Source organism: Azospirillum picis (assembly GCF_017876115.1).
Lineage (GTDB): Bacteria > Pseudomonadota > Alphaproteobacteria > Azospirillales > Azospirillaceae > Azospirillum > Azospirillum picis.
Genome location: NZ_JAGINO010000005.1, coordinates 106,350 through 132,077 on the forward strand (window position 1 = coordinate 106,350; position 25,728 = coordinate 132,077).

The window sequence follows — 25,728 nt, forward strand, 5'->3', positions numbered from 1 at the left end:
CATCAGCGGAGCATCATGAGAAGTTTCCGCCTTATGCGGCGCCCGCGGCTTCAAGCCTTCACCCCGGCCGTCCCGGTGCCGGCACTGGCGACGCCGGAAACGAAAAGGGCTCCGGACGATGTCCGAAGCCCTTTCCTGAATGGTGGGCGCGACAGGGATTGAACCTGTGACCCTTCGCGTGTGAAGCGAATGCTCTCCCGCTGAGCTACGCGCCCGAACCCTTGAACTCTGTGCCCCGGTCCACCGCCTCTCGGCCGGCAGTCCCGGGAGCGTCGCGGCCGGCTGTCGTCGGCCCCGCCGCTGCGGTGGGCGGGTTTCTACGGCCTTCCCCGCTGGGTGTCAAGCAGGAGATTCGCCCCCATCTACAAAAAACTCGCCGCCCGCCGGAGACCCCGATCCGTGCCCCTCTCCCCGCTCCCGTCCCTGATGTCCACACTGTTCCCGAAGTCCCCGCCCGGCTCCGCGCGGATCGACGGATCATCGCCGCGGCCATTGCGGCCACCGTGTCGGCGGCAGAAATGGCTGCGGCGCGCCATCGTTCTGGTGCTGGCCGCCGGCCTGTCCATGCCGCTGCCTGCCACCGGCGTTGCCGCGGCGCCGGTGACCGCGACCTATCGGGTGTTCGTCGGCGGCGTGACCGCGCTGGACGTCGATGCGACGCTGGAGATGACGGGCGCCCGGTACCGGATCACGGTGTCGGCGGTGACCGGCGGCACCATCGGGCGGCTGTTCTCATGGCGCACCGAAGCCGAAAGCGACGGCTTGGCCGGAAGCGCCGGGCTGCGGCCGGACCGTCACCGGCAAAGCAGCATCGTGAATGGGGAGCCGCGCAGCGTGGACCTGCGATATGACGCGCAGGGCGACGTCGCCGTGACCATCACCCCGCCGCCGGAGGAGGAAGGCCGCCCCCCCCGTGGCGCCGGACCTGCGGCGCGGAACGTCCGATCCGCTGACGGCGGTGCTCGGCCTGCTGGTCGGGATCGGCGCGACCTCCGGCTGCGACGGGACGGCTCCGGTCTTCGACGGGCGCCGGCGCTACGACATGGTGTTCACGGGCGTCGGGCGTCGGGCGGCGGATCGTCGATCCGTCGCGATACTCCGTCTTCTCCGGGGTGGCGCTGCAATGCCGGGTGAGCTACCGGCCGATCGCCGGCTATGCCCCCGCGGCACCGGGCTGGAAATTCTGGCAGCGCGACGCCCAGGCGCCGCGACCGCCGGTGGACCTGTGGGTGGCGCCGGTCGCCGCCGGCGCGCCGCCGCTGCCGGTGCGGCTGGAAACCGAAAGCGACTTCGGCAGCGTCGTCATGCACCTGACCGGCGTCACGCCGCCAGCGGCAGACGGTCGGGCCGCCACGCCGCGCCAGCCCGCGCCGTGACCGGGGAGGCGCACCGTGGCGCGGCCGCCGCCCGGTCGCTGGTGTCGATGACGAGATCGGACAGCGCGATGCCGCCGCACCGCGCCGCGTCGGCCAGCGCATCCGCCGATGCCCAGACCATGCGGCCAGCGATCTCGATCAGCGCCCCGTCGAGAAGCGCCGCATAGCCGCCCAGTTTTCCCATGTGAACAATACGGGCCATGCGAGAGGTCATGGTCGGCATCCTTCCCCGTGGTGGCCGCCCTGGTGCGGGTGCGTGGCCGAGGCCGGCCCCGGACCGTTCCGGCAGCGTTTTGTCTGTTCCGCCTGCCGGGTGCGGCCGGCGTCCGGAGCAGGGCGCGCCCCTCCCCGATCGGCTTCGCGTCGAACGGCGGCGCCGCATCGACCCCAACAATTTAAGGGGCTTTCATCCCGATCGGCCCGCCTCCAAAGGGATAGCGGCGCCGATCAAACGGATAGTATCAGCGTATGCAATGATCGGCCGCCCTAGCGATCCCTCCCCCGGAACCAAGGGATCGGCAGCTCATGTCGCTTTCGCCGGATGGCCGGAACTCGGACATAAGGCCGGCATAAGGCGGTGAGCTTATGACACCTGAAACAAAAGTTGACTTGGGCTTTCAACGGCGGCTGTGGCACACCACTCTCGGATTTGACTTTGCTGCGGCGCGCACCGCTACAGGGCGCCCCCGCTGCGAAAGCAGCGATGTCTTAACCCTTTCCCTTGCACCTAACCAACGTCTCTTCCGCTTCACTCCGACCCATCCAGGCATCGATCAGGAAGACCACCATGGCTCCCGCCACGCCGCACCGCCCGCTAGCCTGCGTGATCCTCGCCGCCGGCAAGGGCACCCGCATGAAATCCGATCTGCCCAAGGTGCTGCACCGGGTGGCCGGCCGGCCGATGGTCGGACATGTGCTGGCCGCGGTGACGGCGCTCGACCCCGACCATGTCGTGGTGGTGGTCGGTCCCGGCATGGACAGCGTCGCGGCCGCCGTCGCCCCCTACCCGGTGGCGGTGCAGCACGAGCAGCGCGGCACCGCCGACGCCGTGCGCGCCGCCTTCGGCCTGCTGGAGGGCTTCACCGGCGACGTCGTGGTGCTGTACGGCGACACGCCGCTGGTCACCCCCGACACGCTGCGCGCCATGGTCCAGGCACGCCGTCAGGCCGCCGATCCGGCGGTGGTGGTGCTGGGCATGCGTCCCGACGATCCCGGCGCCTATGGCAGGCTGATCCTGAACGCGCGCGGCGGGCTGGAGAAGATCGTCGAATATCTCGACGCCAGCGAGGAGGAGCGTGCGGTCACCCTGTGCAACGCCGGCCTGATGGCCTTCGACGGCGCCCGCATGTTCGACCTGATCGGCAGCGTCGGCAACGACAACGCCAAGAGCGAATACTACCTGACCGACGTGGTGCAGATCGCCCGGCGCGCCGGCATGGCCTGCTCGGTGGTGGAAGCGGCGCCGGCCGAGGTGGTGGGCGTCAATTCGCGCGCCGAGCTGTCCGAGGTGGAGCGGCTGATGCAGCGCCGGCTGCGCAAGGCCGCGATGGACAACGGCGCCACCCTGATCGACCCCGACAGCACCTTCTTCAGCGTCGACACCCGGCTCGGCCGCGACGTGGTGGTCGGCCCGGGCTGCGTCTTCGGGGCCGGGGTCACCGTCGGCGACGGCGTGGAGATCAAGCCCTACTGCCACCTGGAAGGGGTGCGCATCGACCGCGGCGCCGTCATCGGCCCCTTCGCCCGCCTGCGCCCGGGGGCGGAGATCGGACCGGATGTCCACATCGGCAATTTCGTCGAGGTGAAGAACGCGGTGATCGAGGCGGGGGCCAAGGCCAACCACCTGACCTACATCGGCGACGCCCGCGTCGGCCCCAAGGCCAACATCGGCGCCGGGACCATCACCTGCAACTATGACGGCTTCGGCAAGCACCGCACCGACATCGGCGCCGGCGCCTTCATCGGCTCCAACACCGCGCTGGTCGCGCCGGTCACGGTCGGCGACGGCGCCATCGTCGGTGCCGGCAGCGTGGTGACCACCGCGGTGGAGGCCGACGCATTGGCGGTCGCCCGCGGCAATCAGAAGGCGTACGCCGGCTGGGCGCGCAATTTCCGCGAACGGAAGCAAAAAGAGAAAGCGAAAAAGGCGTAGGATCGGTTCGGGTCTTCATCTCCGGTCGGCATCTTTTCAGGAGCATCAGGTCCATGTGCGGCATCATCGGCATCAACGGCATTCACGACGCGTCCCCCCGGCTGGTGGAAGGCCTGCGCCGGCTCGAATACCGCGGCTACGACAGCGCGGGCGTCGCCACCCTGGTGAACGGCCACATCGAGCGCCGCCGCGCCGAAGGCAAGCTGCTGAACCTCGACATGAAGCTGCGCGACCAGCCGCTGTCCGGCACGGTGGGCATCGGCCACACCCGATGGGCCACCCATGGCGGCCCGACCGAGAACAACGCCCACCCGCACGCCACCAAGCGCGTCGCCGTCGTCCACAACGGCATCATCGAGAACTACCAGGAGCTGAAGGACGAGCTGGCCGCCCACGGCTACGTCTTCGAAAGCGCCACCGACACCGAGGTGATCGTCCACCTCGTCACCTACTACATGGAGAAGGAGGGGATGGCGCCGGTCGAGGCGTCGGCCGCCGCCTTCAAGCGCTTCACCGGCGCCTTCGCCCTGGTGCTGATCTTCGCCGGCGAGCACGAGATGATGATCGGCGCCCGCCACGGCACGCCGCTGGCCGTCGGCTACGGCGACGGCGAGATGTATCTGGCGTCCGACGCCTTCGCGCTGGCGCCGCTGACCAACCGCATCTGCTACCTGGAGGACGGCGACTGGGTGGAGGTGAGCCGCACCGCCGCCGTCGTCCATGACGCCACCGGCGCCGTCGTCGAGCGCCCGGTGAAGACCACCGCGGTGTCCGGCGCCCTGATCGGCAAGGACGGCTACCGCCATTACATGCTCAAGGAGATCTACGAGCAGCCGCAGGTCATCGGCGACACGCTGAACGCCTACATCAACCCGGAAACCAGCGCGATCACGCTGCCGGAGTTTCCCTTCGACCTGGCCGGCGCCAGCAAGCTGACCATCGTCGCCTGCGGCACCGCCTATTATGCCGGCTTCGTGGCCAAATACTGGTTCGAGACGCTGGCCCGCATCCCGGTCGAGGTCGACATCGCGTCGGAATTCCGCTACCGCGAGGCGCCGCTGCCGCCGGGCGGCATCGCGCTGTTCATCTCGCAGTCCGGCGAGACGCTGGATACGCTGGAGGCGCTGCGCTACTGCAAGCGCCAGGGCCAGAAGATCCTGTCGATCGTCAACGCCCCGGAAAGCACCATCGCCCGCGAATCCGACGCCGTGCTCTACACCATGGCCGGTCCGGAGATCGGCGTCGCCTCCACCAAGGCGTTCACCACCCAGTTGACCACGCTGGCCTGCCTCGCCGTCACCGTCGGCCGCGCCCGCGGTGCCATCGACCAGGAGCGGATGCAGAAGATCGCCCACGCCCTGCGCGAGGTGCCGGCGCGCGCCGCCGACGTGCTGGCCCACGACGAGCGGCTGAAGGAACTGGCGCAGGAGGTGGCGGAGGCCCGCGACGTCCTGTATCTCGGCCGCGGCGCGATGTACCCGCTGGCCCTGGAAGGTGCGCTGAAGCTGAAGGAGATCAGCTACATCCACGCCGAGGGCTACGCCGCCGGCGAGTTGAAGCACGGCCCCATCGCCCTGATCGACGACAATGTCCCGGTGATCGTGCTGGTGCCGTCCGACGCGCTGTTCGAGAAGGTGGTGTCCAACGTTCAGGAGGTCTGCGCACGGTCTGGCAAGGTCCTGCTGCTGGCCGACGCCAAGGGCATCGACAAGCTGAAGGACAAGGTGCGCTGGTCGGTGGAGCTGCCGGCCTGCGATCCGCTGGTGGCGCCGCTGCTCTACGCCATCCCGGTTCAGCTTCTGGCCTACCACACCGCCGTGCTGAAGGGCACCGACGTCGACCAGCCGCGCAACCTGGCGAAGAGCGTGACGGTGGAGTGAGGCTGACGGCGGCAATGCGGGGCGGTTGTCCGCGGACGCCAATGTGAACCGACCCGAGCTGCCGGAAGCGGGATTGGTTTCACCGCGGATCGGTTTCACCGGTTGATCGTCCGGGCGCAGGCCGCCTGGACGATCACGTCCTCCCAACGATGCGTCGATTTCCTTTCCGGCGGGTCCGCCTGGGACACGGCGGACGCGGCCCTTGCCTTGGCGGCCTTCCCTCCCACCTATCGCCACGGCCGGGAAACCGGCCGTATCGTACCGAGAGATCAGAGGACCAAGGGGGGACCATGCCGAAAGGGACAATGACGGCACGCCTGCGCACCGCGTCGGCCGCCGGTGCCATTGCCGCCGCCGTTGCGCTGACCGGTTGCGCCGGGGACCGCACCGGGCTGGGGCTGAACCTGGTATCGCAGGAACAGCTCTCCGACATGGGCCGGCAGGACTGGCAGCGCCTGCTGTCCACCACGAAGGCGTCCACCAACGCCGACTACCAGCGTCGCGCCGAGCAGGTGTCGATGCGCCTGCTGCGCGCCGCCGGGCTCGATGCCGGTGCCTGGGAGGTGCGGGTGTTCCAGGGGGAGGAGGCCAACGCCTTCGCCCTGCCCGGCCAGAAGATCGGCGTCTACGAGGGACTGTTCCAGTACGCCAGGACCGATGCCCAGCTCGCCGCGGTGATCGGGCATGAGATCGCGCATAATCTGGAGGGTCATGCCGCCGAACGCGTCAGCACCCAGATGGCGTCGGAAGCCGGGGCCGGCCTGCTCGGCGCCGCCCTGGGAGCCGGTGGAGTGGCCGGATCCCAGGAGATCGCCGCGGCGCTCGGCACCGGGGCGCAGTACGGCCTGATCCTGCCCTACTCGCGCAACCAGGAGCTGGAGGCCGACCGCATCGGCCTGATGATGTCCGCACGGGCCGGCTACGATCCCCGCGCGGCGGTCGAGCTCTGGCAGAACATGCGGCAGACCGGATCGCAGCCGCCGGTCTTCATGTCGACCCACCCCGGCATCGACGACCGCATCGGCCAGCTCAACCGGCTGATGCCGGAGGCGCTGGCGGTCTACAAGCCCGCATGAGGCCGGGGCGCGAGAGGGGATTGCCCGTCCCCTCTCGTCCGCCCTCTCTCCTTGCGCCCCCCTTGCGGACCTTCCCGCTTCCGCCAATGTCTTGTGCGGATGACAGAGGTGAGGGAGAGCGCCGCCATGGCCGACACTGCCGACCGAATCCCCATCGCGCACGCCGGCCGCAGGCTCGCCGCCGCGACCCTTGCGGCGGTCGCCGTGCTGGCGCCGGCGGTGCCTGTCCTCGCGCACCATGGCTGGGGCGGCTACGACACCGAAAAGACCCTGACGCTGACCGGAACGGTCGACCAGTTCGCCTTCCGCAACCCGCACGCGATGCTGAACCTGCAGTCGGACGGCAAGCTGTGGCATGTGGTGCTGGCCCCGCCCGCGCGCATGACCGCGCGTGGCCTGCCGGAGGGATCGGTCCAGGCCGGGCAGACGGTGACGGTGGTCGGCTACGCCAGCAAGTCGGATCCCACCGAGCTGCGGGCCGAGCGCATCACCGCCGGCGGCAAGACCGTCGAGCTGCGCTGATGGACCACGGCCAGGGTCCGGCCGGACCCGGCTGGCTGGTGGCGCTGGAAACGTCGGGGCTGGGCGAGGCGCTGCGCCAGTCGGTCTGGGTGTATCCGCTGGTCGAGGTGCTGCACATCCTGGGGCTGGCGCTGCTGGTCGGCGCCGTCGCCGCCTTCGACCTGCGGCTGCTGGGGGTGGGCTGCCGGCTGCCGGCCTCTCCCCTGTCGCGCCTGCTGCTGCCGGTGGCCGCGACCGGTTTGGCGCTCACCGTGCCGACCGGCACCCTGCTCTTCATCAGCGAAGCGACGGCCTTGGCCGCCAACCCGGCCTTCCTGGCCAAGATGGCGCTGCTGGTGCTGGCGCTCGCCAACATCGCCCTGTTCCACCATGGCGCCGGTCGCACCATCGCCGCCTGGGATGGCCGCCCGCCGCCGATGGCGAGAGTCGCCGGTGCGGTGTCGCTCGCGCTCTGGGTGGGCGTGCTGGCGCTGGGGCGGCTGATCGCCTACCTGTAGGAGGCCGGTCAATCTCCGTTGGGCTTGCTCGTCCCCTTGATCTCGGGCTTCGACAGGACCCGGCGAAGCAGTTCCGCGTTGCCGCGGGCCTCCTGCATCTGCTTGTCCCAGTTGGCGGCCAGCAGCGTCTGGCCGCGCTCGCGGGCATGGACGGCCATGCGGGTGAACAGCTCAATGCGATCCTCGTGCGTGCGCAACGCCACCCACAGCGCCTTCTCCATGGCTTCCGCCTGCGCCTCCTCCATGCTGTCCGGACTGAACGCGTGTCCGACCTGGCAGCGGAAGCGCAGCACCGGACCGTCATGAATCTCCGTCAAACCGCCACCACATTCCGGACAGGAGAGGGTGGTCGGTTTGCCGACCGCCTTGGTGTCGTCAGCCATGGTCGTGAACTCCTGTTCCGCGATGCGCGCCTCCGCAGCGATATCGAGGGGAACCGGCGGGCTGGGCGGGGCCCGCTCACCCACCACGCGGGCGAGCAGCGCCGGCATGCCGACGACCGGCAGCACATGGTCCACCGGCGTGCGCGCGATGGCGCTCTGCGGCATGCCGGACCACTCGGCGTCCTCCGGATCCTGGACCACCGCCAAGCCACCGCAGCGATGGATGGCCCGCAGCCCCGAGGCGCCGTCGTCAAGTGTGCCGGACAGCACGATGCCGACCACGCGGCTGCCGAAGGCGACGGCCGCCGACCTGAACAGCGGGTCGGCGGCCGGTCGGGTCCGGTTCTCCCGCGGGCCCCGGCGCACCAGCACGCGGTCGGAATGGACCAGGAGATGATGGTCCGGCGGCGCCACATGAATGTGGCCGGGGCGGATCGCCTCGCCGTCGGCGGGATGGAAGGCCGGCAGCCAGCCGGTCCGCTCCAGCAGGCTCGGCAGCATGCTGCGCGCGGTCGGCGTGACGTGGATGACCACGAAGACCGCCGGCACGCAATCGGCCGGCATGCCGCGGAACAGGCGGGAAATCGCCGTCAGCCCGCCGGCGGAAGCCCCGATGACGATGATGTCTCGCTTTTCCATAATGGACCAACAGGCCGGTCCGCATGAGGTTTCCGGCCAATGGTGCGAATCCGCACATCGCCCGGGCAATCGACCTGTGCGGGGCCGGACATCACGCCTCTTGAGTGCGGCACGGCCCGACGCCTATTCTTCCTCCAAAATCCCGAAGCCGCAGGCCATGACCAATACAACCGACGACAGCGACAGCGACTTTTCCAACCTGATCCGCCACATCCAGGAAAGCCGCGGCATCGACTTCCGCGGCTACAAGCGGACCAGCCTGGAACGCCGGATCCGCCGGCGGATGGAAGAGGTCGGGTCGGAGGACTTCACCGCCTATCATGCCTTCCTGGAAGCCCACCCGCAGGAATTCGTCGATCTTCTCAATACCGTGCTGATCAACGTCACCTCCTTCTTCCGGGACGGCGATGCCTGGTCGGTGCTCAAGCGCGACGTCGTCCCGCGCGTCCTCGAACGGAAAGGTCCGACCGGCCAGATCCGCATCTGGAGCGTCGGCTGCGCATCGGGCGAAGAACCCTATTCGCTGGCGATGCTGTTCGCCGAGGCGCTGGGCACGACGGACTTCTGCCGGCGCGTCAAGATCTACGCCACCGACCTGGACGACGCGGCGCTGAACACGGCACGCCACGCCACCTATGCCCCACGAGAGGTGGAGACGGTGCCGGAAGCGCTGCTGGAGCGCTATTTCGAACGAACGAACAACCACTACGTGTTTCAACGGGATCTGCGCAAATGCGTGATCTTCGGCCGCCACAACGTCGTCAGCGATGCTCCGATCTCGCGCATCGACCTGCTGGTCTGCCGCAACCTGCTGATCTATCTGGAAGCCGATACCCAGGGCGTCGTCCTGCCGCGCCTTCACTACGCGCTGGTCAATGACGGATTCCTGTTCCTGGGCAAGGCGGAAACCCAGCTCGCCCGCTCGCGCATGTTCGAGGCGGTGGACCTGAAGAGCCGGATCTTCACCAAGGTCCCGCAGGAATGGCGCCGTTCCCCCGGCGGCAGCCTGTCGCTGGCCACCGACCCCGCCAACGGCCGCGCCACCCAGCATGCCCGGCTGCTGGAGAGCATCATCGACAGCAGCTCCACCGGCTATCTGACCGTGAATGCCGACGGGCAGCTTGTCTTCGCCAACAGCTACGCGAGGCGGCTGTTCGACATCGAGGAGGCGGACATCGGCCGTCCCTTCCATGACCTGACCATCTCCTACCGCCCGACCGAGCTGCGCAGCCGGATCGAGGAGGTGCGCAACAGCGGACGGCTGGTGCGCATCGAGCACCAGCCCTTCAGCCGGCCGGGCGCCGAGCCGGTGCGGCTGACCATCGAGGTGTCCCCGCTCTACAGCCGCGACGGCAAGGCCTTCGCCACCCTGCTCAGCTTCACCGACACCAGCCGGGTCTTCCTGCTGCAGCAGGAGATCGAGGCGGCACAGGAAAGCCTGGAAACCACCATCGAGGAGCTCCAATCCTCCAACGAGGAACTGGAGACCACCAACGAGGAACTCCAGTCCACCAACGAGGAGTTGGAAACCACCAACGAGGAACTCCAGTCCACCAACGAGGAGCTGGAGACCATGAACGAGGAACTCCGCTCGACCAACGAGGAGCTGGAAGTCGCCAACGAGGAAATGCGGCGCCAGGGCGAGGAGGCGGGGGAATACCGACGCTATTCCGAATCGATCCTGCGCAGCATCGATGTCGGCATCATCGTTCTGGATGGCAGCCTCAAGGTGCAGTCATGGAACCGCTGGAGCGAGAATATCTGGGGTTTGAGAAACGAGGAGGTGGCCGGAGAGGCTTTCCTGGAACTCGACATCGGCCTGCCGGTGCAGCGGCTCCGACGGCCCCTGCAGGACATCCTGACGACCCAGACTCCAGCCGAGCCGGTGGACATGGAGGCGATGGACCGCCGGGGCCGCCGGATCGACTGCCGCATCCGGCTGTCGCCGCTGCTCTATGAAAACAAGCATGCCCGCGGCGCCGTGCTGATCATCGAAGACGTGACGGAGCGGGCGCGGACGGACACCTTCACCAATTATCTGGGCCGCATCATCGGTGAATCGCTGAACGAGGTCTATTTCATCGATCCCACCACCTTCCGCTTCCATCTGGTCAACCGGGGGGCGGAGGCGAAGCTGGGCTACAGCCTGGACGCCCTGCGCCAGATCGCGCTTCACGACCTGATGCCGGACATCGACGCCGGTGCCTTCGGCGACCTCGTCGCGCCGCTGCTTTCCGGCGAAAAGGCCGAGATCGTCTTCGAGACGACCATCGAAAGCGCGAGCAATCCGCCGCGGCCGGTGGAGATGTGCATGCAGCATTTCGCCCGGGAGGAGCCGCCGATCCTGGTCGCCATCGCCCATGACATCACCGAGCGGCAACACCTCAGGGCAGAGGATGAAAGTGTGGACGCGCGGCCGACCTGACGGCGCCACCGGGGCCACACCGCCGATGACTGCGGCAGCGGTATTTACCATTTACCATTGCGCCACTTAGTCACCGGAAATGCAGAGAAAACCCCACTCCATCGTATATTACCGAAACGGAAGCCGAAGATGCGGTTTTTGCCGTTCTCTTTCCTCTGATGACGACACACGATACGGTGTAATCTTGAACGCCCGACCATCGGGGAGGAATGCTGCGGTATGGTGGATGTACGGGGGGCCAATCTAAGCAGGACCACCGTAAGCAGGACCACCAAGGCCAAGCCTTTGGTTGTTCAGCCGATCTGGGACGAGCTTGACCAGGCGGTGATCGTCACCGACCGGAACCTGGAAACCCCTGGTCCGTCGATCCTGTACGTCAATCATGCCTTCACCCGACTGACCGGTTATCGTCCGGACGAGGTGATCGGCAAGACACCCTCCCTTCTCCAAAGCCCGCGTACGAACAGCACCGTGGCCGCAGCCCTCCTGCGCGATCTCGTGGACGGGGGATCCTCCCGCGGAACCTTGCTGAACCGGCGCAAGGATGGCAGCGAGTACTTCTGCGCCCTGAGGATAACCCCGTTGCTGGGGCCAACCGGGTTGATCGAGCATTACATCTGCGTTGCCGAACCGCTCAAGGAAGACCAGCCACACCCCGATCCGGTGCGGCTGACCGCCGAACTGGAACAGGCACTGACCTTGGTCGAGGATCTCGAGCAGCGGCGGACGGAAGCCAACGCGCTGATCGAGCGTCAACGTCGTGAGATCGACCAGCTCAATGAGCGGAACCAAGCCACCAACCGCCAACTTGACGAAGTTCTGGAACGGCTCACGCTGCGTGAGAATGCCCTGGATCGCCGCGGGCAGGCATCCCTCCGCTCCGAAGAGGAGCTGCACGCGCCGCTCGAAGAGCTGCGGATGATGGATGAGGAACTGCGCACGTCCCTGGAACAGGTGGAGGAGGCGAATGCCGAACTCGCGCGCTCGAACGAGGAATTGCGCCGCCTGCGCCAAGCCGATGCGGACAAGCTGCGGCTTCTCGCGACCGCCAGCCATGACCTGCGCCAGCCGGTGATGTCGATGGGGCTGTTCCTCGACGTGCTGCGCCACCGGCTGGGCGATGACGAGCGTCCGCTGATGGGCGGGCTGCTTGCGGCCCATGTGGCGACCCGCACCCTGCTGGACGGCATGCTGGATACCGCAAGGCTCGACGCCGGCGCGCTGGACCCGACGATCGAACCGGTGCCGATGGGCCTCATCCTCGATGCCATCCATGGCGAGTTCATGCCGCAGGCGGAGATGCGCGGCCTGCGGTTCCGGGTTGTCCCCTGCCCTGCGACAGTGTTGAGCGACGTCCAACTCCTGGAACGAATTCTGCGGAACCTCGTTGCCAATGCGCTGAAATACACCGATTCCGGCGGGATCCTGGTCTGCTGCCGGCACCGGGACGAATCCCTGCGGATCGAGGTCTGGGATTCCGGCCCCGGCATTCCCGCCGAAAGCCAGCGGGCCATATTCGAGGAGTTCCAGCAGCTCGACAATCCGCAACGCGACCAACGCCGTGGCGTCGGGCTGGGCCTCGCCATCGTCGCCCGGCTGGCCCGGCAACTCGGCCACGAGATCAGCCTGCGCTCGCGCGCCGGCCATGGCTCGATCTTCTCGGTCACAGTGCCGTTGGCACCGGTTGCCGCTCCCTTCGGCCTCCGGGCAAAGAAAAAACGGTAAGAACCTCATGGTGGTGGCATAGGGGCAGGGCGCACACCACCTTCGGGGTGCGGTCGTCCTATCCCGATGCGCCGCGGGGATGCCCTCTGATGCGTTCAGACAATGGACGACTCGGCACTAAAGTTGACAATGATGGATTCGTTGCGCTCATGGCGCACGATACTTTCGACGGATGGAGGGGATCAAACGTGACTCAACAAGCGCGGTACGCCACCGGCATGGCCGAGCTGGCGACGGAGCCTCACCACCTGAATGAGTTCGAAGGCCCGATGAAGTTCCTGGTGGTGGACGACCATGCCCTGGTCCGCTATGGCCTGTCGCTGGCGTTGAAACGGCGCTATGCGGACGCCGTGGTGGTGGAAGCGGGCACGCTGGCGGAAGCGTTGCGCAAGACCCGTTCTGAACCCGACCTGACGGTCATCCTGTATGACCTGCATATGGACGACAGCAACGAGCTGGACGGGCTGAAGACGATGCTCGAAGCGGCCGGCGACGTGCCGCTGATCGTGGTTTCCGGGGTGAACGAAGGCGGCGTCATCGCCGGCTGCATCCGCGCCGGCGCCCGCGGCTTCGTCCACAAGGGCTGCGAGGGCGTGGTGCTGGACCAGGCCCTGCCGATCGTCCTGGACGGCGGTATCTTCGCACCGGCACCGCCGGCCGCCCAGGGTGGGCGCCCGGTCCGCATCCCGCTGTCGTCCACGCCGTCGCCGCGGCACCAGGGCGACGCGGTCGGCGAGCTGACCGACCGGCAGCGCGAAGTGCTGCGGCTGCTGCTGGAAGGCCAGTCCAACAAGGAGATCGCCCGCGCCCTGGGCGTGCTGGAGGGCACGATCAAGGTGCATCTGCGCACCGTCATGCAGCGGCTCGGCGTGCGCAATCGCACCCAGTTGGCGCTGGCGGCGGTCAGGGCCGGAGTGCAGCCGTCGGCCTGAGCCCTCATCGGAAGGCCCGCAGAGCCGCCTGGAACCGGCGGCTCCGCGGGAACGGAGCAAGTTCCCGGTGTCGCCCATCCCGGTATCGTCGCGGCCCGGCACCGTCGGGCGGAAACGCGACGGGAGCGACGAACCAGCGAGGGCACGGCGCAAGGAGATCACCTTGCCCCGCAAGGCGCTCAATCCCGCATCCACACGCCCTTCCCCGCCAGTCCGCCGCGCTGGTGCGGCTGGTCGAGGTCGATCAGCGGCCCCTTCGGCACGATCAGCGTCGGATTGATCGCCGGGTTGGTGTAGTAGCCGGCCTTGATGTGGTCGAGGCGCACAGTGTCGCGCACGCCCGGCCACTGGTAGAGTTCACGCAGGTAGCCGGACAGGTTCGGGTAATCGGCGATGCGCCGCAGGTTGCACTTGAAGGCGCCGTGGTAGGCGGCATCGAAGCGCACCAGCGTCACGAACAGCCGCCAGTCCGCCTCGGTCAGGAACTCGCCGGCGAGGTACCGGCTGCGCGCGAGATGCCCGTCCAGCCGGTCGAGCGTGTCGAACAGGGCGTCGAACGCCTGGTCGTAGCTCTCCTGCGACTTGGCGAAGCCACAGCGGTAGACACCGTTGTTGACCGTCTCGTAGATCAGGTCGTTCCAGCGGTCGATCCCGGTCCGCAGCGGTTCCGGATAGAAGTCCAGCCGGTTGCCGGTCAGGCCGTCGAAGGCGCCGTTGAGGATGCGGATGATGTCGGCGGATTCGTTGTTCACGATCCGCCCCTCCTGCCGGTCCCACAGCACCGGCACCGACACCTTGCCGGTGTAGTCCGGCTGGCTGGCGGTGTAGAGCTGGTGATGAAAACGGATGGGGCCGACGGCAGGCCCGGCATCCTGCTCCTCGGCATAGACCCAGCCATCCTCGCCGATCACCGGTTCGGCCACCGACAGGCCGACCACCGTCTCCAGCCCCTTCAACTTGCGGAAGATCAGCGTCCGCGAGGCCCAGGGGCAGAGATACGAGACGAAAAGCTGGTAACGCCCCGCCGCGGCCGGCAGCGCCGGCCGCCCCTCGGCGTCCGGCTGCCCGTCGGGCGTGATCCAGTCGCGGAACCGCGTCGGCTCGCGGTGGAAGGCACCGTTGCGGATTTCGCTCTCGGCGATGTGGCCCTTGACCCACTGCCCATTGACAAGCTGCGGCATGACGGTCCCCTTCTCGCCGACGGCGCCTTCGATGGAAAAAAGGGGCCGGCGGAGCGGCCCCTGTGCCTGTAACAGCCTGATGACGCCATCCGTCCTTGCGGATTGGCCGGTCAGGACTTCACGGCTTCGACCTCGATCAGGATCTGGATGTCGTCGCCGATCGCCGGAACGCCGTACTTCATCCCGAAGTCGGAACGCTTGATGGTGCCGCGGGCGGAGAAGCCGGCGGTTTCCTGCTTGCTCGCCGGGCTGACGCCCTGGTTGTTGAAGGTGACGTCCAGCACGACCGGCTTGCTGACGCCCAGCAGGGTCAGGTCGCCGTGCAGCTTGCCGGTGTTGTCGCCGGTCTTCTCGATCTTGCTGCTCTTGAAGGTCATCTGCGGAAACTCCTTCGTGTTGAAGAAGTCCGGGGAGCGCAGGTGCTGGTCGCGCTTCTCATGGTTGGTGTCGACGCTGGCGGTGTCGATCGCGACGGTGACGCTGCTCTTCTCCGGGGCGTCCTTGTCGAAGGTGACCTCGCCGGCCGGCTTGTCGAAGCGGCCGAACAGGTTCGAGAAGCCGACATGGTTGACGATGAACACCACGCTGGTGTGCGCCGGGTCGAGCTTGTAGGTGACGGGAGCGGCAGACGCCGACGCCGCGCCGAAAGCGGCGGATGCGAACAGGGCGGCGGCGAACAGGGTCTTCTTCATGAACGGAACTCCGGATTTCGGGGTTTGTTTTCGGGGATTCGGGAGTGGAGGAAGGACTGGGGATCAGTAGGGCGACGCTTCGCCCCCGCCGAGGACGAAAGCGGCACCGAGGGCGGCGAGCGCCGGGACGACCGCGGCAATGGTGACCGCGGCAGCCCCGGCGGCCCGGCCGAGGCCGGTCTCCGGCAGCGGCAGAAGGCGGCGGACGCGACCTGCCGCCAGCGCCGGCAGGGCGAGGATCAGGACGACAGCCCGGCTGTCGGTGAACAGCGCCAGGACGGCCGCCGTCAGCAGGGCGATGCCGAGCGCCACCTGACCCGACAGGCCCCAGCCATGGCGTTCCGCCGGCCAGTTCCACAGCAGGAAGGCACCCGCCGCCGCCGCAAGCGCCAGCCCCATCTGGGCGATGGAGGCCGAGGAGCCGATCAGGGCGGTGCCGCCGACCGCCAGCGCCAGGGCGAGCAGCACCGAGGCCGGCCCCGTCGCCCCACCGGACGGAGCGGTGCCGGAGGGGGCGGTGCCGGAGGGGGTGGTGCCAGGGGCATGGAACCCGCTGCCGAAGGCGATCCAGCCGCCGGCGCCCAGCAGGAGCAGCAGGGTGACGGCCGGACCCACGCCATCGAGCGCCGGCAAGGCGATCCACAGCAACGAGGCCGCGAACCAAACCGCCAGCAGCGTCGCCGCGCCGCGTCCCCGGGCACCCAGGGCATCGGCGACGATCCCGAGCACGAGGCCGGCGGCCGACGCCCAGAACAGCTTGCCCATGCTGGACGGCGGCGGCAGGGCCGGCAGGCCGACCACCAGCAGGAAGACGGCGACGAAGGTCAGGGGAATCGCGGCGACCGCCAGGGAACGCCGCAGCAGATGCAGCACACCCGTCGCCAGAAGGCCGATCGCCAGCGGCAGCAGGCTGGACTGGATGAAAGGGTCGTGAAGCAGATCGGACATGGGGTTTGGCCCGGTTTGGCTGAAGCTTGCTTTCACCGGACGCTATCTCGTGCTCAAATGAGCGGGAACTGGCGAAATTTGCAGAAAGTCTCTGCATGAATGAGCGGGATGAAAACTGGGACGATCTGCGTCACCTGTTGTCGGTGGCGCGGCACGGCTCGCTGTCCGCCGCAGCCCGGGCCATGGGTGTCAACCACAGCACGGTCCTGCGCCGGATGACGGCGTTGGAGAAATCGATGGGCGTCCGGCTGTTCGACAAGCTGCCGGGCGGCTATGTGCTGACCGCCGCCGGCGACGAGTTGCACCGGGTGGCGCTGAAGATGGAGGAGGACCTCGCCGCCGCGGCCCGTCTGCTGTCCGGCCGGGACACCCAGATCCGCGGCAGCCTGCGCGTGACCACCATCGACATCCTGACCCTCTATGTCCTGCCGCGCCACCTCGCCGCCTTCCGCCGCCTCCATCCCGCATTGCGCGTCGACGTGATGACGGCGGAAGCCTCTCTCAGCCTGACCCGCCGCGAGGCCGACGTCGCCATCCGCGCCACCGCGAAGCCGCCGGAAAACCTGATCGGCCGCGCGGTGTCCGGGCTGGCCTTCGCGGTCTACGGGTCCGTCGCCTATCTGGACGGAGCGGAACGGGCCGGCAAGCCGTCGGACGACCCGGACCGCCACGACTGGGTGGGACTGGATGATTCCTTCAATTACACGATGATGGCGCAGTGGGTGGAGCGCAACGTCCCGCCGGACCGGATCGGGTTGCGCGTCAACTCGGTGACCGCGGTGGTCGAAGCGGTGCGGGCCGGATACGGCCTGGGGCTGCTGCCTTGCGGCATCGCCGATCCCAGCCCTGATTTCCGGCGGCTGGGGCCGGTCGTCAGCGACGGTGACAGCAGGATCTGGCTGCTCACCCATGCCGACCTGCGCCACATGGGCCGCGTGCGCGCCTTCATGGATTTCATGGCGGACGCCTTCGTCAAGGACCGCGACCTGCTGGAGGGCCGCTGCGGCGGCTGAGCGCCGGCCGCCATGGCCGTCACACCGGCGTTTGGGACAAGCCCCCCTACCCGCGCCGACGAAAAGTCGTGATCATTGCACAGCATTTCCAATGCAGGGCCGTCGTCGCCGCCGTAATATGGCGCCGAATACCGGTAGCCTCGCCCGACGGCCATCATGCACTCCGCTGTTTCAAGCCACCTTCCCGCAGTTGTCCGGCGATACCACCGGTCATGGCCGGCCCGCTTCGCCGGCCTCACCCTGTTGTTCTCATGTTGCTGGGCGGCGCTTTATGAAATCGCCCATCTGTTCGACATTTCCCATTCGGCGAGCGCCTGGTACCCCGGTCCGGGGCTGACCCTCGCCTTCACCGCCGCATTCGGCCCACGCTATCTGCCCTGCGTCGTCATCGGGATTTTCTGCTACGATAATACATTCAGCCTGCTCGACATGATGAGCGGAGTCCGGCAGGCATTGGTATATGGCGGGGCGGGGCTATACCTGCATCATTCGATCGATGCGCCCCTGTCCCGCCGCCGCCATGTCAATGTCTTCGTGGCTGCCGCTTGCGGCTCCACACTGCTGTCCGCCGTCTTCGCCGGATTCATGTTCGCGAACTATTGGCTGAACTCGACGTTCACCGATATCCTTGTCTCCTTCTGGATCGGCGACCTCGCCGGGGTGTTGCTCGCCTGCCCGGCCTTCCTGATGCTCTTCGGGCTTCTGCGCAAACCGCAAGCCGCCGCCCATCTCCGGCATTGGCTGCCCCGCCCCACACCGGCGCAATATGCAGGCGCGCTGTCGGTCGCCGGCACCGCCGCCGCCGCCTTCTCGATCGACGCCGCGTTCGCCACCAACGGCAAGGCCTGGTTCATCGTACTGTTCCCGGTGACCATGCTTGCCCTTCGCGAGGGATTCGGCGGTGCGGTGGTCGGCATCGGCGTGGCGAACATCACGGTGGTCCTGCTCTTCAAGGCGCTGGGACGGGCCGGCGACCCCGCCCAACTCCAGGTCCTGCTCGTCATGATCGACGTCGCCGCGCTGCTGATCGGAGCGGCAATCAGCGAACACACGGATACGGCCAGCGAACTGCGCCGGAGCGAGCGGCGCCAGCGTGACATCGCGTCGGAGAACCGCATGCTGGCTGCCGCCGTCCACGCCAGCCCGGTGAGCGTCACCATCATCGATACGGCGCACCGGCGATTGCCGCTGCTGTTCGTCAACGATGCCTTCTGCGCGCTCATCGGCTACAGGCGGGATCAGCTCCGCGACACCGATTTCGCCGGGCTGCTGGCATCCGGCGGCGCCCTCGACGAACTCCATCACGCCATCGGCCGCCGGGAAGGTGCGTTCCATACGATGGACCTGGTCAGGGCGGATGGCGGACTGCTTCGCGACCGGCTCAGTCTGGCGCCCATCCGCGACGGGAACGGTCCATCGACGGCCTATCTCCTTCTCCATGAGGATGCGGCGGCCACCCGCGAGCGTGAGAGCCAGGAGCGGGAGCGGGAGAAGCTGGTCGCACTCGGCCAGCTCGCCGGCGGCGTCGCCCACGAGATCAACAACCTTCTGCATCCGGTCATCAACCTCGCCAAGGACGCCGAATTCATGTGGGAGGAAGGGCAGGACGCCCGCCGGCACCTGCGCATGATTGGCTCCTGCGGGGTGAAAGCCGCCGATATCGTGCGCAAGGTGCTGAGCTTCGCCCGCCAGGGCAGCGGCCCTCGCCTGCCCGTCGACTTCGGGGAGGCCGTCCTTGCCGCGGTGGAACTGAGCCGGGGCAGCCTCCCTCCCAGCTTCGAGATCACCGTGCGGAACGACAACGCCAGTGGGCGGATCCTGGCCTCGGCAACCGAAATATCGCAGATCGTCACCAATCTGCTGATCAACGCGTCACATGCCACGAAGGGCCGTGGACGCGCGCTGATCAGCCTGGACATGGTCGCGGCGCCACCGGACCGTGCCGCGAAGGGACCCGGTGCCGCACCATGGTTCCGACTGAGCGTGACCGATACGGGTCCCGGCATGGATGACGCGGTGCGCGCCCGCATCTTCGAGCCCTTCTTCACCACCAAACCGGTCGGTGAAGGGACGGGATTGGGCTTGTCGGTCGTCTACGGTATCGTTAAGGATTGGGGCGGCACCATCGAGGTGGAAACGGCGCCCGACGAAGGGACGCGCTTTTTGATCACCGTGCCACCGATCGGTTCCGAAGCCTGACCAGGGATCCGTCATGTACCGCGTTCTCCTCGTCGATGATGTCGAAGAAGCCCGCTTCTCCATCGCCAGTACGCTCCAACGGCATGGCTTCCACGTCACCGAGGCGCATGACGGCCTGGAGGCGTTGAATTTCCTGGCCGAGGGCAGCTTCGACGCGGTGATCACCGATATCTGGATGCCGAAGACCGACGGGCTCGAACTGTTGAGGGTGATCAAGGCCATGGAACATAGCCCGGTGGTCGTCGCGATCTCGGGGGGAGCGCCGAAGGCATCGATTGAATTCTCGGTCGCGCTGGCCGATGCCTGGGCCGCCGATGCGGTGTTCATCAAACCCTTCGACAACACCGAACTGGTCGACAAGCTGAACAGCCTGCTGCTTCACTGACCGCCGTCGGCAATGTCGCCGATGGTGTCCTCCGTGCCGTCCGACACGTCCGTGTTCGACATCCCCTGAATAACCGCCTGCAGGGCGAGCGCGAGGGAGGCCAGGTGATCCGGCGTCACCTTGCCGAGCAGCGCCTCCAGATCGTTGCGCGGATCCAGACGCAACAGCTCCCGTCCCATCGGCGTCAACTCGATCAGGTCGGACCGGCCATCCTTGGGGTTGGGCGTCCGTGCCACCAGACCCTTCTCGACCAAGGCCCGCACGGTCCGGGCGACCGGACTCATGGCCATGTTCTGGTACCGCATCAGCCCGGCCGCTGTCCGCGATTGCGGCGTCGCCTCGGCGAAATAGCGCAAGGCCGTCCATTGGGCCGGATAGAGGCCCTGGCTGTGCCCCGCTCCATGGATGAGCCTCGCAGCTTGTTCGAGCAGGCTCGCCACTCCCTTCGCTCGGACGTGTCGGGGCATGCCAGCGGGGTTCCATTCCTGTAACGATCAGGATGACCTTCGCAAAGCGCCCGGCGTCGTGCAATGGGAACAATCTGCCGGCCCACACGGCAAGAACAGCTCACTGGTCACTTTCTTGCCGCGTCTCGGCGTTTCTTTTCCCGCGATATCAAGGAATTGATCGTCCGGATTCTGGCACGCCCCCTGCATAGTGATCACCGATCACCAAGTGCCGGGAAGCCGATCGATGCCAACCCGGCCTGTGCCACGCGCAAAGTACGGGGGCGGCCATGAGTCTGGCGGACGTTCAGCTTTCAGGCGGGATCAGGAGCAACCTGCTCGCACTCCGGACGGTTCAGGACAGGATGGCGCTGACCCAACGGCGCCTCGCGACCGGCCTGCGGGTGAATGACGCACTGGACGATCCGCCGGCCTTCTTCGCCGCAAAGGGACTGAACAATCGTGCCGACGACCTGATGGCGCTCAAGGACGCCATGGGCCAGGCGGTGAGCACGGCGACCGGCGCCACCAAGACCGTCGGCCATATCGAGGAACTGGTCCAGCATGCGCGCGGACTGACCACCGCCGCCTTCGCCGCGCTCGGCACCGATCCCTCCTCCGTGATGACCCGCGCCGCGCTCGCCAGGCAGTTCGATACGCTTCTCGACCAGATCGACAAGCTGGCCGCCGACAGCGGCTACGGCGGCAAGAATCTTCTGGCCGGAAACGGCCGGAGCTTCGACGCGACGCCGGCCTCCCGGATGGCGGTGAATTCGATCGCCGGAATCGACGGCGCCAAGGTCACCAATGTCGTCTCGCCGGACACCTATCAGATCCGGGTCACGGGCGAGAGCACGGTCTCCGCCAAAGCCGACGCCATTGCCAAGGCCGAGGCCGAGCGCGGCATCTCCGACCTCGACGTCACGGGCTTTCTCATGCGTCGGCGGGGAAACCTCGACGACGTCGCCATCAGCGTCACCGGTGCTCCGGGTCGCGACCGCAGCTTCCAGATAAGCTGCGGCGATGAAACCATGACGCAGACTTTCAGCCGCGACGCCTGGGAAACCGCCAAGGCACGGAACGAGAAGCTCCTGTTCAACCAGGTGTTTTCTTCCGGCGTCCAGGTGAAGTTCGCCGTGGACCTCGATGCGATGGACGCCCTGCGGCCGGCGGGCGGGGCTGGAACATCGGTGGTCGAGCGCAACACCGATCTTCGCATCACCGCGACCAACCTTACGGGAGCGGCGGAGGTGAGGGATGCGGCGAACCCGCGCGGTGCCGGAAAGTTGACGGACGGTGAGAATGATTTCGCCTTCGGCAGCGGGACCGTTCGCCTGCCCGTCGATCCGGCACAGTTGATGGAGGCGGCTTCCTTTCCCGACCGCGCCGGGTTGATCCGCGGCGGCCAGGCTCCCGCGGTCGGTTCGGTCGGCCCGGTGACCGGCCAGACCAAGGACACCGAGTATTCGCTCAGGATCATCAACAACGAAACGCCGGGCGAGCCTGGCATATCCCTGGTGCTGGCCAGCAGCACCGGAGCCCAGTCCTCGCCAATCCTCGTCAGTTCCACGACGAAGCCGGGGCCGATGGTCTTCGACTTCGGGGCCGGACACACCGCGACCATGGACATCGATCCCGCAAAACTGACCTATTCCAACGGCGAGAACATCCAAGCACCGCTTTTCGTCGCCGGCAAGGCTGCGGCGACGGTGTCCGGAGTGGCCGGCCCCGGGACGCACTATTATCGGGTGTCGACCGGCAAGCTCGGCAGCGCCCAGGATCCGAACCCGCCCAATGCCTGGACCCACAAGACGGTCGGCGTCGAAACCTCCGCCGATGGCATCACCTGGACATCCCTGGCCAACGGCATCGTCCCGAATGCGGGCGGCACCATCAGTTCAGGAACCTTGACCTTTGCAATCGATGGGCACGCCGATGTCATGGATCGCCTGAAGGTGGATATTTCGGCCGATCCGCGCGGGGCGCCCTTTACGACCACGGGGCGGGTTTCCTACATGGCGGCCGCCGACGGCGTCCTTCCGTCGACGGACATCGACGGCTATGACGGCGTGAGCCTCACCGGGAACGTCGCATCGATCAGCGATCAGAACCATGCGGCCTTCGCCGGCATTCGGCAGAACACCCGCATGCGGGTCCTGACCGGTCTTCCGGACAGCCTGACCGGAATGAAGACGGTGACCGTGGAATGCTATGCCCCTGATGGAACCCTGACGGAGACCGCATCCGCCACCATTCCCGGAGGCGGTCAGACCGACGTGCCGCTGACGCTGATCGGGAATGGCGCCGGTGCGACCAGGAACGCCGGCGCCACGATCCGAATGAACTTCTCCGCCGGCAGCGGCGTCAACGAGTTCAGCCTGGCCGTCGATGCGCCCACCGTGATCAGAGACTACGATCCGTCCGACGTGCCGGCCGCGATCGGGATCTCCAATGGCTACCAGTCGGACTTCGCCGGCTGGTCCCTGAAGCACAATGCGGTGACGGTGACGGTCGGCAACGACGACAGCGCCGCGCCCGGATTCAAGACCGTCAGTTTCGACGATGGCATGGGCGGCGTGGGCACGGCCCGGGTGCCCAATGCCGGGCAGGCGGCCGTGGCCTTCAAGCTTGGCGGCAGCGGCCCCAATGCCGGGGCTACCGGCCGGTTCGACATCGGTGCCAACCCTTATTCGCCCGTCGGCGGACGTGCCCTGTTCCGCATCGATTCGCCCCTGACCGAAGGAGCCGGCCTGGAGCAGGAAACCAGCATGGGGGTGTCGTCCGCCGACAAGCTCGACGCACGCAAGGTCAGCGGCTTCAAGGGCACCTCGACCGCATTGGCGGTGATGGTCGATGCTCCCGACAGCGCCGGTCCCGGCCTGCGCTATGCGTCGCTGATGGACGACAAGGGCGGACTTGCCATGCTCAAGGTGCCGAACACCGGCCAGAGCGACGTGGTGTTCACCCTCGGGGGCACCGGCCCGAACGTCGGCGCCACGGCGCGCCTGGACATCACCGGGAAAACCGGGCGCGACACCTATCGGCTGTTCACGCCCGCGCTGGAGCCGAAGGATCCGGTGCAGTTCACCTTCCGGGCCGCCAACACTCCTGCCGTCCCGGCGGCGTCGATGACCACCGTGCAGGTGAGTGCGCCCTCGACCTCCAACGACCTCGCCGTCGTCTTCAACACGGCACAGTCGGACCGCCTGGTGATCGAAAGCCAGAACCTGACGACGAACGGGCAAGGGCTGCGGCTCGACCGGGCGCAGAACGGCTGGATGGACCGGGCCGACATCGATCGTGCCGTCGGTGGCCTCGATCACGCCCAGGCTGCGCTCCGCAGTGCCGCTCAGACGCTGGCCACGACTCTCGGCGTCATCACCACGCGGGAAGATTTCACCAAGAGCTTCTCGGATATCCTCGTCGAAGGCGCCGGCAAGCTCACGCTGGCCGATCAGAAGGAAGACGGCGCGACGATGCTGATGCTGCAGACCCGGCAGCAGCTTGGAACGACCGGGCTGAGCCTCGCGAGCAAGAGCCAGCAGTCCATCCTGACCCTGTTCGGATGAGGACCGGCCTCGAATGCCATGGCCCTCATCCCCACGGGCGCCCGCACCTGGATGATCAGACGGCCGGCTGCTGCTGGGTGATGCAGTGGCTTACTCTACTGAAAGCAATTAATTGATTTTGCTAATTTTTTCAGCCCACTTTGGCGGTTCGCAACGAGTTCGCAACATTTCAGAACAAGAACAAAACAAGATCATCTATTAGTATTCATCAGCCAGCATGATCGTCAGCACCCGCACGGTCGAGCTGGGATCGGCGGCATCGGAGGACAGGTAGGTCATGGTGGGGTCGTAGTAGTCGATCTTCCACATCACCCTCACCCCTCGAACCGTCAGGGTCGCGCAATCATGTTCGCTATACGGGTCGTTGTCCGCCGTAAAGGCGTCGAAGGTGCGAACCCCTGCCATGATGAGACTGACATGGAGGGGATCGAGCGCCGCTATGCCGGCGGTAATGACCACCCGGCCACCTTCGAAGGTCCGGCGCAGATGGTCGTTGAGGCGTGCGATTTCCGCCGCACGCCCCATCGCCTTGTCGGTCATTGAGCCGGCTTCCCAGCCTTAGCGGCCGTCGCTGGCTTCTTCAGCACTCGCTGACGGCTCGCCACCGCGCCGGCAATCGCCTTGTCGAGTTCCCCTGCCGTGACGGCCTGACGAACCTGTTCCAGCACCGGCACCAGCTGCTCCATGGTGCCCACGGTGACAACTGACTTACCCGGCTTGAGTTCGAGCGGCTTGTTGCCGTAGCGAATGTGGAGATGAACCGTTCCCGCTTCATCCTTGAACCACCAGGGCCGAAAGCGAACGGGGACCTCCTTATGTTCCTTCGTCCCGTCCACATCCACCCAGCGACCAACGCGCCGAATGAACATCTCGCCCTTCATCGCGGCAGTCGCCGCTTCGCTCTGAAGCGCCAGCGCATCCAAGAGCTTTTGGCGCGCAGTCCCCTCGGGGCTGGTGTCCCGCTGCTTGGTGATGTTCGTCAGAATCAAGTTTTCCAGGATGCTCATTTCTGTTCTCCGTAGGTTCCTTCACCCATACGGTAACGTCATGGCACCGACACTCAACCCTCAGAAGTTGAGCCAACGATTATTCTGAACTTGATTCTGACTGAGATTGAGGGCGTAATGCCTCTTTTCGCGATTACGCCTCCATAGCGGAAGGATTGTGGACGCTTAAACTTGCTTCACGGACCGAAAACTCATCTGGGGATCGGCGGTCTGTTGCTTTGCCATCTGTCGGGCATGGTGCGCGTTTTGGGCGAAAACACGAACCTTGACCGGCTTGCCATGGACTGTGCCTTCAACGACGAATTCGTTCACAGCATCCTCCGTCCTCTCCACCCCCAACCTCAGCCTTAATGCTACGGTCATGGCGGCCATCATCAAGTTTGATATGAGCATTCCTCATGGTTGCGCGAACGGTAAATAGCTGGCCGGAATGTGCAACAGAGAGGAACGAGCGATGCGATTGCATGAGGTTATGGGGATTAGCTACGAGGAATGGGCGGCGAGTCTGCTGGAAATGGACGATAGCACCATGGATGCTGCGAGCCGTCGATCTGCGGAGTTGGTCAAACAAGGGAAGCTAATGAAGAAGCGCGCAACCGTGAACAAGATGCGGGAAAAGCTTGCCAAGAAACAAAAGGAACTGATTGACGCGCAGAGCGGAGGCAAAGCAGGTTGATGGCC

23 protein-coding genes and 1 tRNA gene are annotated in these 25,728 nt (G+C 66.7%); 15 read left to right on the plus strand and 9 right to left on the minus strand.

Annotation, left to right across the window (positions count from 1 at the left end; translation table 11 throughout):
* Positions 1-140: 140 nt before the first annotated feature.
* Positions 141-215: transfer RNA gene (locus J2850_RS09375), tRNA-Val, on the minus strand.
* 211 nt (positions 216-426) lie between these two features.
* On the opposite strand from J2850_RS09375, the gene J2850_RS09380 reads away from it, so the two are divergent.
* Together J2850_RS09380 and J2850_RS31740 are read left to right on the plus strand one after the other, a co-directional pair.
* The gene (locus J2850_RS09380) at positions 427-1,134 is read left to right on the plus strand and encodes a DUF3108 domain-containing protein (protein WP_246512943.1); all 708 of its coding nucleotides are present in this window, start codon (positions 427-429) and stop codon (positions 1,132-1,134) included.
* The gene (locus tag J2850_RS31740; protein ID WP_343206878.1) at positions 1,131-1,376 is read left to right on the plus strand and encodes a hypothetical protein; all 246 of its coding nucleotides are present in this window, start codon (positions 1,131-1,133) and stop codon (positions 1,374-1,376) included. Before J2850_RS09380 ends, J2850_RS31740 begins: the two co-directional genes overlap by 4 nt.
* Here J2850_RS31740 and J2850_RS09385 read toward each other — a convergent pair.
* Complete coding sequence (locus J2850_RS09385) at positions 1,321-1,590, minus strand: hypothetical protein (protein ID WP_209980927.1); 270 nt, start codon at positions 1,588-1,590, stop codon at positions 1,321-1,323. The two genes, J2850_RS31740 and J2850_RS09385, sit on opposite strands and share 56 nt — an antisense overlap.
* 573 nt (positions 1,591-2,163) lie before the next feature.
* On the opposite strand from J2850_RS09385, the gene glmU reads away from it, so the two are divergent.
* From glmU to J2850_RS09410, 5 genes are all read left to right on the plus strand, one after another.
* Positions 2,164-3,528, plus strand: coding sequence for a bifunctional UDP-N-acetylglucosamine diphosphorylase/glucosamine-1-phosphate N-acetyltransferase GlmU (glmU, locus tag J2850_RS09390; RefSeq protein ID WP_209980929.1), 1,365 nt, complete (start codon positions 2,164-2,166; stop codon positions 3,526-3,528).
* 53 nt (positions 3,529-3,581) lie between these two features.
* A complete protein-coding gene (gene glmS, locus J2850_RS09395) occupies positions 3,582-5,408 on the plus strand; it encodes a glutamine--fructose-6-phosphate transaminase (isomerizing) (RefSeq protein WP_209980931.1) in 1,827 nt (608 codons plus the stop codon).
* A 290-nt stretch (positions 5,409-5,698) separates the two neighbouring features.
* Entirely contained in the window at positions 5,699-6,484 is a 786-nt protein-coding gene (locus tag J2850_RS09400; RefSeq protein WP_209980933.1) for a M48 family metallopeptidase, read from the plus strand.
* Between the two features lie 126 nt (positions 6,485-6,610).
* Complete coding sequence (locus J2850_RS09405; protein ID WP_246512944.1) at positions 6,611-7,006, plus strand: DUF6152 family protein; 396 nt, start codon at positions 6,611-6,613, stop codon at positions 7,004-7,006.
* Positions 7,006-7,503, plus strand: a complete 498-nt coding sequence (locus J2850_RS09410) for a hypothetical protein (RefSeq protein ID WP_209980935.1) — start codon at positions 7,006-7,008, stop codon at positions 7,501-7,503. The genes J2850_RS09405 and J2850_RS09410 overlap by 1 nt, the downstream gene beginning before the upstream one ends.
* A gap of 8 nt (positions 7,504-7,511) precedes the next feature.
* Here J2850_RS09410 and J2850_RS09415 read toward each other — a convergent pair whose 3' ends face one another.
* Positions 7,512-8,525: a chemotaxis protein CheB gene (locus J2850_RS09415; RefSeq protein ID WP_209980937.1), complete on the minus strand. Its 1,014-nt coding sequence runs from the start codon at positions 8,523-8,525 to the stop codon at positions 7,512-7,514.
* 157 nt (positions 8,526-8,682) lie between these two features.
* On the opposite strand from J2850_RS09415, the gene J2850_RS09420 reads away from it, so the two are divergent.
* The 3 genes from J2850_RS09420 (at position 8,683) to J2850_RS09430 (ending at position 13,607) form a co-directional block, all read left to right on the plus strand.
* Positions 8,683-10,950: a CheR family methyltransferase gene (locus J2850_RS09420; RefSeq protein WP_209980939.1), complete on the plus strand. Its 2,268-nt coding sequence runs from the start codon at positions 8,683-8,685 to the stop codon at positions 10,948-10,950.
* Positions 10,951-11,169: 219 nt separating this feature from the next.
* A complete protein-coding gene (locus J2850_RS09425) occupies positions 11,170-12,675 on the plus strand; it encodes a receiver/sensor box histidine kinase (protein WP_209980941.1) in 1,506 nt (501 codons plus the stop codon).
* Positions 12,676-12,863: 188 nt separating this feature from the next.
* Entirely contained in the window at positions 12,864-13,607 is a 744-nt protein-coding gene (locus tag J2850_RS09430) for a response regulator transcription factor (RefSeq protein WP_307354343.1), read from the plus strand.
* Positions 13,608-13,786: 179 nt separating this feature from the next.
* On the opposite strand, the gene J2850_RS09435 is transcribed toward J2850_RS09430, so the two are convergent.
* The 3 genes from J2850_RS09435 to J2850_RS09445 form a co-directional block, all read right to left on the minus strand.
* A complete protein-coding gene (locus tag J2850_RS09435) occupies positions 13,787-14,788 on the minus strand; it encodes a glutathione S-transferase family protein (protein WP_209980943.1) in 1,002 nt (333 codons plus the stop codon).
* Between the two features lie 110 nt (positions 14,789-14,898).
* On the minus strand, positions 14,899-15,480 hold the full coding sequence (locus J2850_RS09440; RefSeq protein ID WP_209980945.1) for a YceI family protein: 582 nt from the start codon (positions 15,478-15,480) through the stop codon (positions 14,899-14,901).
* Positions 15,481-15,543: 63 nt separating this feature from the next.
* A complete protein-coding gene (locus J2850_RS09445; protein WP_209980946.1) occupies positions 15,544-16,428 on the minus strand; it encodes a hypothetical protein in 885 nt (294 codons plus the stop codon).
* A 95-nt stretch (positions 16,429-16,523) separates the two neighbouring features.
* Here J2850_RS09445 and J2850_RS09450 point away from each other — a divergent pair, with 95 nt between their 5' ends.
* The 3 genes from J2850_RS09450 to J2850_RS09460 all read left to right on the plus strand — a co-directional run bounded on the left by J2850_RS09450 (position 16,524) and on the right by J2850_RS09460 (position 20,025).
* Positions 16,524-17,441: a LysR family transcriptional regulator gene (locus J2850_RS09450; protein WP_209980948.1), complete on the plus strand. Its 918-nt coding sequence runs from the start codon at positions 16,524-16,526 to the stop codon at positions 17,439-17,441.
* A gap of 243 nt (positions 17,442-17,684) precedes the next feature.
* The gene (locus J2850_RS09455; protein WP_209980950.1) at positions 17,685-19,640 is read left to right on the plus strand and encodes an ATP-binding protein; all 1,956 of its coding nucleotides are present in this window, start codon (positions 17,685-17,687) and stop codon (positions 19,638-19,640) included.
* A gap of 13 nt (positions 19,641-19,653) precedes the next feature.
* Positions 19,654-20,025, plus strand: a complete 372-nt coding sequence (locus J2850_RS09460; RefSeq protein WP_209980952.1) for a response regulator — start codon at positions 19,654-19,656, stop codon at positions 20,023-20,025.
* On the opposite strand, the gene J2850_RS09465 is transcribed toward J2850_RS09460, so the two are convergent.
* A complete protein-coding gene (locus J2850_RS09465) occupies positions 20,019-20,465 on the minus strand; it encodes a MarR family winged helix-turn-helix transcriptional regulator (protein WP_307354342.1) in 447 nt (148 codons plus the stop codon). The genes J2850_RS09460 and J2850_RS09465 overlap by 7 nt on opposite strands.
* A 296-nt stretch (positions 20,466-20,761) precedes the next feature.
* On the opposite strand from J2850_RS09465, the gene J2850_RS09470 reads away from it, so the two are divergent.
* Entirely contained in the window at positions 20,762-24,040 is a 3,279-nt protein-coding gene (locus tag J2850_RS09470; protein ID WP_281414970.1) for a flagellin, read from the plus strand.
* Positions 24,041-24,238: 198 nt separating this feature from the next.
* Here the strand turns inward: J2850_RS09470 and J2850_RS09475 are convergent, their stop codons facing one another.
* Entirely contained in the window at positions 24,239-24,580 is a 342-nt protein-coding gene (locus J2850_RS09475) for a DUF3768 domain-containing protein (protein WP_246512945.1), read from the minus strand.
* On the minus strand, positions 24,577-25,047 hold the full coding sequence (locus J2850_RS09480; RefSeq protein WP_209980958.1) for a DUF6641 family protein: 471 nt from the start codon (positions 25,045-25,047) through the stop codon (positions 24,577-24,579). Before J2850_RS09480 ends, J2850_RS09475 begins: the two co-directional genes overlap by 4 nt.
* A 454-nt stretch (positions 25,048-25,501) precedes the next feature.
* Here J2850_RS09480 and J2850_RS09485 point away from each other — a divergent pair, with 454 nt between their 5' ends.
* On the plus strand, positions 25,502-25,723 hold the full coding sequence (locus J2850_RS09485) for a hypothetical protein (RefSeq protein ID WP_209980960.1): 222 nt from the start codon (positions 25,502-25,504) through the stop codon (positions 25,721-25,723).
* Positions 25,724-25,728: the final 5 nt, after the last annotated feature.